The sequence below is a fragment of the Paenibacillus sp. LjRoot153 genome, from assembly GCF_964253085.1.
Classification (GTDB): Bacteria; Bacillota; Bacilli; order Paenibacillales; family NBRC-103111; genus Paenibacillus_E.
This window is the reverse complement of record NZ_CAXUQH020000001.1, coordinates 3,294,225-3,306,569: the sequence shown is the minus strand read 5'-3', so window position 1 is coordinate 3,306,569 and position 12,345 is coordinate 3,294,225. Positions and strand designations below refer to the sequence as shown.

Annotated in this window: 12 protein-coding genes; 3 read left to right on the top strand and 9 right to left on the bottom strand. The window is 44.2% G+C overall.

Going from position 1 to position 12,345, the window contains the following annotated elements:
- Window positions 1–44: 44 nt before the first annotated feature.
- From ACSQ8P_RS13750 to ACSQ8P_RS13740, 3 genes are all read right to left on the bottom strand, one after another.
- A complete protein-coding gene (locus ACSQ8P_RS13750) occupies window positions 45–1,004 on the bottom strand; it encodes a glycosyltransferase family 4 protein (protein ID WP_436235712.1) in 960 nt (319 codons plus the stop codon).
- Between the two features lie 33 nt (window positions 1,005–1,037).
- Window positions 1,038–1,877: a glycosyltransferase family 2 protein gene (locus ACSQ8P_RS13745; protein ID WP_436235711.1), complete on the bottom strand. Its 840-nt coding sequence runs from the start codon at window positions 1,875–1,877 to the stop codon at window positions 1,038–1,040.
- A 149-nt stretch (window positions 1,878–2,026) separates the two neighbouring features.
- Window positions 2,027–2,866: a phytanoyl-CoA dioxygenase family protein gene (locus ACSQ8P_RS13740; protein ID WP_436235710.1), complete on the bottom strand. Its 840-nt coding sequence runs from the start codon at window positions 2,864–2,866 to the stop codon at window positions 2,027–2,029.
- A gap of 129 nt (window positions 2,867–2,995) precedes the next feature.
- On the opposite strand from ACSQ8P_RS13740, the gene ACSQ8P_RS13735 reads away from it, so the two are divergent.
- The 3 genes from ACSQ8P_RS13735 (at window position 2,996) to ACSQ8P_RS13725 (ending at window position 5,914) form a co-directional block, all read left to right on the top strand.
- Window positions 2,996–3,793, top strand: a complete 798-nt coding sequence (locus ACSQ8P_RS13735) for a helix-turn-helix domain-containing protein (protein WP_436235709.1) — start codon at window positions 2,996–2,998, stop codon at window positions 3,791–3,793.
- A gap of 88 nt (window positions 3,794–3,881) precedes the next feature.
- Window positions 3,882–5,033, top strand: a complete 1,152-nt coding sequence (locus ACSQ8P_RS13730) for an MFS transporter (protein ID WP_436235708.1) — start codon at window positions 3,882–3,884, stop codon at window positions 5,031–5,033.
- A 47-nt stretch (window positions 5,034–5,080) separates the two neighbouring features.
- Entirely contained in the window at window positions 5,081–5,914 is an 834-nt protein-coding gene (locus ACSQ8P_RS13725; protein WP_436235707.1) for an exonuclease domain-containing protein, read from the top strand.
- A gap of 86 nt (window positions 5,915–6,000) precedes the next feature.
- On the opposite strand, the gene ACSQ8P_RS13720 is transcribed toward ACSQ8P_RS13725, so the two are convergent.
- The 6 genes from ACSQ8P_RS13720 to ACSQ8P_RS13695 all read right to left on the bottom strand — a co-directional run bounded on the left by ACSQ8P_RS13720 (window position 6,001) and on the right by ACSQ8P_RS13695 (window position 12,222).
- Entirely contained in the window at window positions 6,001–6,375 is a 375-nt protein-coding gene (locus ACSQ8P_RS13720) for a hypothetical protein (protein WP_436235706.1), read from the bottom strand.
- 78 nt (window positions 6,376–6,453) lie between these two features.
- Window positions 6,454–7,296, bottom strand: coding sequence for a carbohydrate ABC transporter permease (locus ACSQ8P_RS13715; RefSeq protein WP_436235705.1), 843 nt, complete (start codon window positions 7,294–7,296; stop codon window positions 6,454–6,456).
- Window positions 7,286–8,239 (bottom strand): carbohydrate ABC transporter permease, encoded by a 954-nt coding sequence (locus tag ACSQ8P_RS13710; protein ID WP_436235704.1) that lies wholly within the window; start codon window positions 8,237–8,239, stop codon window positions 7,286–7,288. Before ACSQ8P_RS13710 ends, ACSQ8P_RS13715 begins: the two co-directional genes overlap by 11 nt.
- A 68-nt stretch (window positions 8,240–8,307) precedes the next feature.
- Window positions 8,308–9,639 carry an ABC transporter substrate-binding protein gene (locus ACSQ8P_RS13705; protein WP_436235703.1) on the bottom strand — a complete coding sequence of 444 codons (1,332 nt, stop codon included), beginning with the start codon at window positions 9,637–9,639 and terminating at the stop codon, window positions 8,308–8,310.
- A gap of 140 nt (window positions 9,640–9,779) precedes the next feature.
- Entirely contained in the window at window positions 9,780–10,520 is a 741-nt protein-coding gene (locus tag ACSQ8P_RS13700) for a response regulator transcription factor (RefSeq protein ID WP_436235702.1), read from the bottom strand.
- A gap of 4 nt (window positions 10,521–10,524) precedes the next feature.
- On the bottom strand, window positions 10,525–12,222 hold the full coding sequence (locus ACSQ8P_RS13695; RefSeq protein WP_436235701.1) for a sensor histidine kinase: 1,698 nt from the start codon (window positions 12,220–12,222) through the stop codon (window positions 10,525–10,527).
- Between the last annotated feature and the right edge of the window lie 123 nt (window positions 12,223–12,345).

The following is a 12,345-nucleotide window of genomic DNA, read 5'->3' as shown; positions in this document are numbered from 1 at the left end:
CTGCGCCTAATGAACCGAGGCGCAGCCGCTGCTTGTTGTTACTATCAACTTTCCTCATCAATGATTGCTTGATATATGTCAAGATATTTATCTGTCATCCCGCTTGTAGTAAACTGCTCAAGCACATATTCGCGGAGCTCATAAGGATCGGGCAGTGTCTCATGGATCAATTTGTTCCCCATCTCTTGAACAGAGCGGCATATTAATTGAGGAAAACCGCTCATCACCTCAGGAACAGATCCATTTGGCAAGGCCAAGACAGGTGTTCCACATGCCATAGCTTCAATCATGACGAGCCCAAAGGGCTCCTCAACCAGCGTCGGAAATAACATGCATCTGGCATGCTTCAATAAATCTTGACGCGCTTGACCTCCGACTTCACCGACATATTGAATAGATGGATTCGACATGGTCTTGGAAAGAATCTCCTTATGGAAATATTCATGATCATAAACGGGTCCTGCAATAATTAACTTTTGGTTAGATCGCTCCGCCGCTTCAATCGCATGATGAACACCTTTGTAAGGAAGAATAGCTCCAATGTATAGCAGGTAGTCACCCTTTTGATCAGAAAATTGAAATTCATCGGGGTTTAATCCGTTATAAACGACGTGATCATGAGGGCTGCCGAATAAGTCCCGATGTCTTTTGCTCAAATATACGGCATGTTTCACCGGATTGGTTAATGGATTATGGATCGTACAGACGGTCGGTACAGCGAGTTTCTTTTGGCCAACAACGGAAAGCTGCGTATGGTCATGAATGATATCGACCCCTGGTGGCAATGTTAGCTTTACAAAACTAGGAATTTGCCACATGTCATGACCGACATGTAAATAAGGCATCAGCTTCCCTCGAATCTGACTTCCAAATGGAGCATATAGAATAACTTCATGACCACGATCTGCAAGCTCCTCTGCCAACGTATAAACTACTCGCTCTATACCGCCGTATTTTACGGGTGGAACGGGAAGATAATCTGGACTTATCAGAGCAATCCTCATTCCTTTTCCCTCCTACAAGTTTCCAATGAGACACTATTTATTACGAATAGGTATATAATGTCGTTCTATTCGGAATGGCTTTTCTCGTTCCACAAGCTCTGAGGGATTGTATCCAAACTGATCAAGCTCTAGCCCAGATATACCTAGCGACCATTTCTTGGAAAACCGTTCTGCATTCGAATAAGCGCTTGCTGAATAATTGGTCTTGTTCGATTGGAATGTACTTCCTCCATAATGATGAACATAAACGTCATTCGCTACCCACAGACTTTGACCGCTGATTCGGGCTCGCAAACAGAAATCATCATCCTCATAATTCCCTGGGAAAAACCTTTCGTCCAGTCCGCCAATTTTAGCAATGAGATCTTTATGAAAAAGCATGCAATGCCCGATTAATTTAAGAGGGAAGAAGCCTTGATCTTTATGCTGGAGCGACCAATGTAAGGCGAAAACCTCCATCTCCGCAGAGCTTTTATAGGGAACATTGTAGACGAGCTGCGACCAAGCGACATTATTAGAACGAGGTCCAACTATAGCGATGTTGGGGTCCCTCTGAAGGCATCCCAGTAAACGAACCAACCAACCTCCGGTCACTACCGTATCGTTGTTCAGCAAACAAATGTAATCACCATCAGCTTCTGCGATCCCTTGGTTGTTTCCAGCAGCAAACCCCTTATTTTCTTGATTGCATATAAGCTTAGAGGAAGGGACTGTCCGTAAATATTCCACGGTACCATCCGACGAACCATTGTCTACAAACACAAACTGAATCCTAATGCTGTCATCCGCATGACGTAAAATACTTTCCACGCACTCTTTCGTAAATTTCAAGCCGTTCCATGTAAGCATGACTATGGAAATAAGCGAAGACATCCCATTTCCCCCTTTCAACTCGCCCCTTTATCATCTAAAATCACCATATTATAAGTATTCATTTGATTTTCATATGGTGCAGGCTCGGTGGAACAACTATTTAAACAGAAAAAAAGCCCCTTTCCTAACTTCGGAAAGAGGACATAGGGTTAGCATTCAGCACCGCTCATCTCATTAGTAAAAAATCGTTTATACTCTTTCGGTGTTAGTTTAGTAGCAGACTCCCCTACGTAATGGAATTGCAAGGCCCGACGTTTCTTGGTTGATAGATTATATGGTGTTCCATGCTTGAGTAATCCGTGGAACAAAAGTATACCGCCAGGTAACAAAGGTACCGCGACATCTTTCTCCACTTGTACATGAGCATCACAAAGCTGCCAGTCTCGAATGGCATAATGTGGCGTCGCCCCATCGGCATGGGAACCAGGTATGACATGCATACAACCATTATCCAGCGAAGCCTCATCAAGGGCAATCCATACGCCGACCACAGGTTTCTCATAAGCCAAATTCCCATAGGCCATATCTTGATGCCACGGTTTCTCTCCACCTCCGTGTGGAGGTTTAAGCAATGCCATATCCTGAACTAACCGCGGTGTTTCTCCCAAAATATCTTGAACGATGGCAAGAATCGCAGGATGCTCCGCAATTCCTCGCAAGCGATCATCCACCTTAACGAACTCATGTACCTTTCTAAATGCTAGTTCCTTCTCTTCGTCCGTATTCAATTCACTCTTCGGCTTCGAGAATTGGATTATTGCCCCTTTATTATCTTTAAATATAAGCTCGTACAAGGCTTCTTTCGAATTCTGAATGTCTTCCTCATCTAATACATGTTCTACCGCTGCGAAGCCATTTCTCCAATAATCAGCGAGATGAGTCTCATTCCAATTTTTACTGCCTTCAATTTTGTCTGCAATACGGTCGTAACGGTAAAGTCTTGCTGAAATTTCTTCAGGTGATTGCTCGGTTGGTTCAGTTCTAGCCATAACGGTTACCCCTCCGTTTAAATAATTTAACTATTCATAGCTTTATTATATGAATAGAAAATAGTAAAATAAATGCATTCAAGCACTATACAATTTGCACTATTTTACATAGAGGAGCCGTGAGTCTTGATGACCATTTTCACATCGCAAGCGATTCAACTTAATCCCTATTTCGGTAAAGTAATCTGTGAAGTGAATTGGAAATGGAGCAGCCGCGAGAATGAGCCTTTCCAAGACTTCGATTTCTGGTATGTATGGGATGGTGAAGGGGAGGTCACCTTAAATAGCAAACGTTACCACGTTAGTGGCGGCGATTGTTTCCTGTTTAAGCCAGGAGACCTATCCAGTGCTAGGCATAATCCAGAACACCCGCTTACCGTTACGTATATTCATTTCTCTGCCGAAGGGGATCATTCGTACCCGATGTCATTGCCTTCTTTCGTTCATTTCGATCCCTCCGAGTTCCATGAGAACTATCTAGATCGTTTCGTACAAGTACGACACACCGAGGCGTATGGGCATGAAGAAGAGGCGAAAACGCTGCTTAAGTTGATTCTATTGCTTTTTGAACGTCAAGCACCTGACCATCAACCTCAAGGTGATCCGGCGCGGCGCTCGATGAATCGTGTGATGATGGATATCGCGGCCCACATTCGGCAAGATCCCGGACGGCAGCATAGTATCCAAGATTTAGCTAAGCAAGCGCATCTCTCTCCACGTTATTTCTCTTTAAAATTCAAAGAAATCATGGGCCAGACGATTGAATCGTATCTGATCCAATCCAGAATTGAGCGTGCCTCCTATTTGCTTAAGCTAGGGATGAATGTCAGTGAAGTCGCTGAAGCGCTGGGTTATCGAAGTATCTATTTCTTTAGCCGCCAATTCAAAAAAGTAACAGGAACGAACCCCTCTCAGCTTCGCTCTTGATAAATATTTTTTGCAACTTTGGCTGAGCATGATAAAATGTACATTCACGACAGCATCGCGCTAGTACATCAAGGAAGGTTAGGTCATCATGCATTCATCCAATTTATTACGCTCGTTTAACTTTTTGTATTTCGCTTTACTTGCCCTCTTCGTCTCCTTTCTCCCCGTCTATTTAGACGCACAGGGACTTTCCACATCACGAATTGGACTGATCATCGGGACTGGTGGCTTCATCGCCATATTTTCGCAGCCATTATGGGGCATGATCAGTGATCGGACGAAAACCATCAAAAAAATCATGCTACTTCTCCTCTTCTGTTCCACCATCATTGGGTACTTGCTGTACGATTCCAAGAGCTTCATCGTGCTGCTTCTATTTACTATGTTGCTTTACTTTTTCTTAATGCCGTTAGATCCGTTAACGGAAAGCCTTAATTTCCAGACCGCGGAACGCCTTGGCACGAGCTATGGTTCCATCCGTACTTTCGGAGCGGTTGGCTACGCCGTGATGTCTTTAATAGTTGGCTACGCGGCGCAATATTTCGGCATTCATAGCTTGGCCTACCTTTTTGGCGGCATTGGTATGTTGAGCTTAATCATTTGCTTGGCGTTGCCTGATGCTCCTGTGACTGGGAAACCAATCTCCCTGCGCAGTTTGCGAAATTTTCTAAGTAATAAAGAAACCATTTGGTTCATGGTCCTAATCTTCATTTGCGCAGTCCCGCAACGGATTAACGATACGTTTCTTGGTGTCTATATCCGTGAATTAGGCGGGAGCAATCATTTGGTTGGCATAGCATTCTTCTTCGCAGCTGGAAGTGAAATTCTTGTATTTGCCTTAAGCTTCTGGTGGCTTCGAAAAGGCAAGGAACTAGCGCTTATTTCATTCGCTGCCTTCTTCTATTTCTTGCGCTTCTTGATCAGCGCTTGGATGACGGATCCGCATGTGCTTGTTGCGATTCAGCTCCTCCAAACGTTTACATTCCCGATTTTTTACTCAGCTGCGATTCAGTACTTGTATCAGATCGTCCCTGAAGAGTGGCGCGCAACTGGACAGACCGTGCTAGCTATCATCTTCTTCGGGGTCTCAGGTATCGTCGCTTCTTATCTTGGCGGATGGTTCTATCAAGCCTTTGGTGTACACACGTTATTTACCTGGGTGTCGGTCTTGTCATTCTCTGGATTCTTGTTAAGTCTGGTGCTGCGTGCGGTCTATCGTAAACAGAAGCTGGCAACCTAAGCTTTTTCTGCTAAAATGATAGGATAGAGATGAAACGGGGGCACATCATGGATTACATTATATTAGATATCGAATTTAACGGCCGCAAGTTTGCCAGTGATTTACCAATGGAAGTGATCGAGATCGGCGCGGTTCGACTAGACGCTACACTTAATCAAGTAGATGAATTCTCAGCCTTGATTAAGCCTGTATACTTCTCCAAATTGAACGCATTTATTAAGAAAAAAACGGGGATTCCCCAAGAAGATATTGATGAAGCGGCTGGTTTCCGCAAAGTGATTGCCGACTTCTTGGCTTGGCTCGGACGGAGTGATGAATTACTGCTTGTCACATGGGGTGGTGAAGATCTCAAGCGAATCGTGTTTGATACGCGAATGCACAAGCTAGATGATGCGTATTGGATGGCAGCCCACTATTTCGACTTATTGAAAGGGTTCACCCGCTTCAAAAAAGTAACGAACGACGTCAGCGTCGAAGCAGCACTTGTTGATTTGAACATTGTCGCTGAGGGTACAGCTCACAGAGCCTTGGACGATGCGAAGATGACAGCGGAGGTATTCCGCTCGATCTTCACCGAACTGGACTTTGAACGCAAACAGCAGTACGTGGATATGTACACGAATGCCAAGGAACGCAGGCTGATCAAAACAGCCGTGAAAACCATCACGACACAGAAAGTCGTTCCGACCTGGGAGCTTTTCGTCGAGAAGTATTTCGCTGATAAAATCGAGGCAGCCGACGCTAAAAAAATCGCCGAAATGCAGACGCTATTCGCCGCGGAAGTCGCGAAAGGTGTGCCAGCGGCAAAACCCACGGGGAATACAGCGGCTTCGGGAAATACGGCACGAAATACAGCAGGAAATACGGGGACTTCGAGTTAACGTCACCCACAACGAAAAAGCCAATCCGACCGGTACCACTTGCTTAGCAAGTTATCGATTGGATTGGCTTTTTATGATTTCAACTATTACAGCTGATCTACACCTAGACGGTTCGAATAGAACCCAGGGATCACCTTGTCTTTGGTCGTCTTAGATCCGCCTAACTGCAAGGAAAGCAAAGTATCTGTTAGCTCCATAAACCACATCTCATCTTTGATGCCAAGGGCTAAGTCGATCATACTGCGTACGCCATCCTCTGAATCAAGTCCGCTTATTGGTAGTGTCTTCACACTGGATAGTTTCACTTCAATTTGATGTCCAATAACTTCATCTTGATCGGAAGCAATGACATGAACGAAGGCGATACCATGCTGCCAAGCGATCGCTTCCACATACCCATGAACCATTTCATCTTCACTTGTTGTTGCGACTACCCAATCACCAATTGCAACATTCAACATACGCCTCGCCACCTTCACTCGAAATGTTAATTCATACTGTAATTATAATAATTACAGTATAAATTGTCAAGTGGCGCTCTATTTCAAGCCAGTCGTTGCAATCCCGTCAATAAATTTCTTCTGAGCGAAGAAGAATACGAGTAAGAGTGGAACCGTAGCCATTACGGATGCTGCCATTAATAAGTGCCAATCCGTACCTGCTGTATCGGTGAATAACTTCATGGCAATCGGTAATGTAAACAATTTCGATGAGCTGATGTAAATTAACGGATCAAGGAAATCTTCCCAACTATTTAAGAAAGTGAAAATAGACAATGTCGCGAATGCCGGTGTTGCCATCGGCACCATAATGCGCCAGAATGTCTGCCATGGCGTACTGCCATCAATTTCAGCAGCCTCGTCCAAATCCTTCGGAATTGTAATGTAAAACTGACGAAGTAAGAACACGCCGAAGATTCCACCCGCACCAAGCATTGGCGGGATGATTAACGGGAAGTGATTATTCACAAGCCCTAGCTTAGAGAACCAGATAAAGTTCGGAATAATCGTAACCTCATTCGGGATCATCATCCCGCTTAAGAGAATGAGGAATAACGTATTTTTGAATGGAAAATGAATCTTGGCAAAAGCAAAGCCGGCTAACGCACCGAAGATGCACGTTCCAACGGTTACGATAATCGCGATATACAGGCTGTTCGCATAATGGGTTAAAAATTGCGGCTGCGTCGTAAATACTTGCGAATAGTTAGACCATACAATCGGACTCGGAATCCATTGCGGAGGAAACGAAAATATTTTCGTTTGATCCTTGAGTGATGTGGTCAACATCCATACAAATGGCATCAAAATAACTGCCGAAACGATGGTTAGAAGGAAATACGTTAACGCATTTCCTAGCATGCGCATGGATTTATTGCTCATGATGCACCCACCTTTTTCTGAAACTCCATTGTACCATGGTAAGTACGAGTACTAAGAAGAAGAGGATAAACGCAACAGCGGATGCGTAACCAAGATCATACGTTTTAAAAGCTAGCTTATAGATGTAGTACACGAGCACACTTGTACTATTTCCTGGACCACCATCGGTCATAACACTGATCTGCGAGAACACTTTCAGTGAGCCGATTAGCGTAATGATTAACGTTAGGAATAAAGATGGCGATATCATCGGTAACGTAATTTTCGTAAACTGCTTCCACTTGGATGCTCCGTCAATCGTTGCAGCTTCATAGTACATTTTCGGTACATCTTGCAGCGCTGCTAGGAAGATCACCATGTTCATACCTACTTTTTTCAATACGCTAACTAGAATCACGACTGGCATTACTAATTTGGTATTGTACATCCAAGCAGGTCCGGTTATACCGAAGAAATGCAATATTTGATTCACCAGCCCGGCATCCGTTGCGAATACATATTTCCAGACGATCGCCCACACGATGATGGAGGTAACAACTGGCGTGAAGATCGCGGTACGGAAGATGCCAACCCCAGGAAGTTTTGTCGATAATAGAAGAGCAAGTCCCAGCGCTAGAATGAGATTAAGCGGGATTAGTCCGGCCGAGAAATAAAACGTATTTTTCACAGATGTCCAGAACAGCTCATCCTTTGTAATGATTTGCACATAGTTATCTACACCTACAACTTTCGTTGCATGTAAAAGTGAATAGTCGGTAAAGCTAAGTCCGAAAGCACTAATAATGGGTCCAGCCATGAAAATCAAGAAACCAAGCATCATAGGTGCAATAAACAAATATCCATACATCGCATTTCTGCGTTTGGTTCGACTGAAAGTATTTCTTTTCTTCTTAACTGCGGCTGCTCCTGGCACCTCGAGGGTGGCCGTTCTATACGTTGCCATGGTGTTCGCTCCACTCCTTTGTGAGAAAATGGCCAAGCTGTTACGGCTTGGCCACAGATTCCGTCCGATTATTGCGCTAGAACCGCATTAACGTCTGTTTCCATCTTTTTCAGGATGTCAGGAACGGTACCTGCTTGTGTATAGATCGCATCGAAGTGCAGCTTCATTTTGTCATCAATTTTTTGGAAGTTAACGAATCCTTGACGTACGCGAGCAGCAGCCATTTGATCCAATACCGCTGTTTTCATGCTTTCAGGAGATGGTCCTTGTTTCAAGAAGCCATCGGAGTTTAGAACCGATTTACGACTTGGTACGAAGAATTGTGATGTGATTGCCATATTTTCTTTGTTACTCAAGTATTTAACGAATTCAATTGCTTCAGCGGTATTCGCGTTGCCTTTAGGAACCATGTAAGCTGCGTATCCAAGCGTAGTTCCTTGACCGCCAGCTGCTTTCGGCATAGGTGCGATATCCCACTCGAAATCTTTGATCGCTTTCGCTTTGCCCATGTAGCTAAGCAAATCTTGTTGCATCCCGATTTTGCCGGATTCGAACGCCGTTTGGTCACCTGGCTTCGGATGAACCTTAGTTTTGAACATGGAATCACTGAAGAATTGCAGGGCTTGCTGACCTTGTGGTGTGTTTAATGCTAATTTCTTACCATCTTTGGTGAAGAAATCAGATCCGTATGCCCAAACCAACGTTTGTAGTGACTCGATCCAGCTTGGGCCCCATCCGCCTGGGCGAATCAAGTTCATGCCGTAGATGCCTTTATCCGGTTGCGCAATCGCTTGAGCTGCTTTATTCATTTCATCATATGTCCAGTTGCCATCTTTATAGAGTTCAGTCGGTGTTTTCAATCCTTTATCTTTGAACAAGTTTTTATTGTAGTACATCATGTTCGGCGGTGTGGAGAACGCTACCCCATACAATTTGTCTGCTTTGGTCACGAGTTCTAAAGTGGATGGAACGATATCGCTTGCATCGTAGGCCGTATCGGTTTTAATCGCTGAAAGATCTTCCATTTGTCCCGCTTCTAGGAATTGTGGAATCCCTCTTTCCAACATCCAGATCACGTCTGGCGCTGTTTTGGAAGCGAGCATGACGGACATTTTCTGCAAATAATCAGCCGATGGAATGATCATGACTTCTACGTTGACATTCGGCTTCAACTTTTTATAATTCGCAATCATGTCTTCATACATTTTCTTATGCGCGTCACTGCCCCAAATACTGAAAGTCAGCTTGACGTCCTTCGCTGGCGCTTTCGTTGCATCCGCTGCCTTGGAGCTAGCAGGAGATGTTGAAGCTGTGGATGTCGTTTCTTTCGTCGAGCCGCATCCTGCAATAAAACTACTAACTAACAATACGGAAGTCGTTAAGAGTAGAGCTTTCTTCATTGTGTTTAGTCCCCTTTTTCATTATGTGGTATGAAGCGCTTTCATACTCTTATTATAAACCTTGCCTACTTTCAGGATAACGCCACAAAATCCATAAAAGGTTCAAAATAGCAAGGTAATCGCTGCCCAAATCAAACCTATTACTGTTCCCGAAACTCGGATGGTGTACATCCAGAGTGCTGCTTAAACAACGATGCGAAATATTTATGATTGGCAAAACCACACATCATCGCCACCTCGGCAACCTTTAATGTCGTTTCCTTCAACAGCTTCCTCGCCTTCTCCATGCGTCGTTCTGTCACGAAATCCGACAAGTTCTGGCCCGTTTCCCGCTTAAACATATCGGATAAATATTTCGGATGCAAGTACACCCGTTCAGCTAGAAACTGCAAGGAGATGTCCTGATTAAGATACTCATTTACAAGCTCTTTCACTCTGCGAATTAATAAACGGTCTTTATCGTCATTGACGACCGTCGCCGTTGTAATCTGGTTGGGCTGCTTCGTTGCATTGATCTGCTCACTAATTTTCTGCAACACCCGGGCTAGCTCTACACGTTCAATGGGCTTCAATAAGTAATCACTTACCCCATAACGCAAAGCTTCTCTGGCGTAAGCAAATTCATCATACCCGCTGATCACGACAAATAAGAGACTCGGGTGAGACTCTTTCGCTCGCTTGATCAACTCAATCCCATTCATTTCACTCATGCGAATATCGGTAATAATGAGATCCACTTGATCTTGCGTTTTCAACCAATCCAACGCCTCACGGCCGTTACTTGCTTCGGTTATGCGCAGTTTCGAGGTAATCACATCTTCAATAATTTTCTTAAGACCCTGCCTAATTTTCTGTTCATCTTCAACTAGCAAAATATTCATCTGACTATTCCTCCCACTGAAATGGTAAACGAATACAGAAGGAGGTGCCTTCGGGACCCGTATGTGCAATTGACAAACCGTACGACTCGCCATATAAAATCACAAGACGCTGATGTATGTTACGCAGGGCAAAACCTTTCGACTTCTTATCGGAAAGCAAACCTGATTGCTGACGTTCTGGTTCAATTAAGCGTTGTTCGACTAGCTTTCTGCGCTCTGGATTAATGCCCTTCCCGTTATCCGTGACATATACATAGAGATCCTGCCCCTCTGCTTTGGAGGTAATCTGAATCGTGATCGGATCCTTGCCGAGACCGTGTTCAATCGCATTTTCAACTAGAGGCTGAAGAATAAGCTTAGGGACCATCGCATACTCGTGCGAGAAATCCACAAGGATTTCAGCGCTCAACTGATCTTCTAGACGGAAGCTCTGTATATTCAAATAGTTTTGGACAAATGCCAATTCATCCTTCAAATACACGAATCTCTCTTGTTTATCCACCGTATACCGCAGCAGCTTTCCTAGGCTCGTGATAACTTGAGATAGCTCGTTATTACGCTCTTTCACCGCGACCATATTAATGGATTCTAACGTATTATACAGAAAATGAGGATTAATCTGACTTTGCAGCGCATTCAACTCGGAATCCTTCTCTCGCAAGCGAAGCTCGTACATCTCTTTAATCATAATATCTAGGCGAGAAACCATGCTGTTAAAGCCTTCTGTCAACAAACCGATCTCATCATTCGAATGAATTAAGGCTCGCTCTTGAAAATCACCACTCTGAACGCGTCGCATTTTGCGCTGTAGATGTAGGATTGGCTTCACAAGCCGATTTGATGTGAACATGGCCGCGATGAAGGCGAAGATGAGTGAAGCCGCTGAAATCCACAGAGTGAAACTCGTGAGCTTGCGTGCATCTGTCAGCAGATCCCCCTTAGGGATCGTCCCTACAATTCGAAGTCCGCCATACGCGGTTGTTCGCAAAGAAGTAAGCGTATCTGAAGAACTCATACCAACAATATCATCATAGGATGGGATGTCTGCTTCTTCCGTAAAAGGATAAATGGGCTGCAAATTTTCATTGAACACATATAACTTACTATTTTTAGACACCTTGACCGATGAGAGGATTTTCTCAAAGCCTTTACTCGTCAAATCAACCTTCACATAGCCGAGCTCGCGATTCGTAAGCGGGTTTTTGATCAATCGGGCAAAAGAAAAAGCTTCCTTCGGCTTATCGAGATAATAATTCCACTCCACAGGGGGCAGAATGACTAATCCGCCATCTTTCTGCTTCACCTGCTCCATCCAACTCGATGTGCTCGGCTCCCAGTTGCCTTTAATCGTTTCGGTTAAATTGCTGAATAACGTGCCGTCCAGTCCAAAAATGAACACACCCTCTAGCTCGGTCCGATCAATAATAATGGAAGTAATGAGTTGACTCATTTTGGTTTGCTCTTCAATTCCCTTGTAACTGCCGCCTTCGGTTGCTACTTTATGCTTTTCTAGAATTTGCAATAAATTCGGGTCGTAGTACAGCGCAATCGTGATTCGCTCGAGTTCTTTCACATACCGCTCCAGGTTAATGGACAGTTGTTCGGCAATTTGATCGGAATAGGCCTTGGCATCTCTTTCGACATTGGCCGAATACTTCTGATAGGTTAAATAACCACTAAATAAGAATGGCAACGTTATCATTAGGCAAAATAAGACGAGAAATTTCATCCGTATGGACACGAACGGCAATTTATTTAACCTCACAAGCTTCCCCCGCTTTAAATGCGTGCTAGTATTGTAGGAAAGTATAATTTGTCCCTGTAA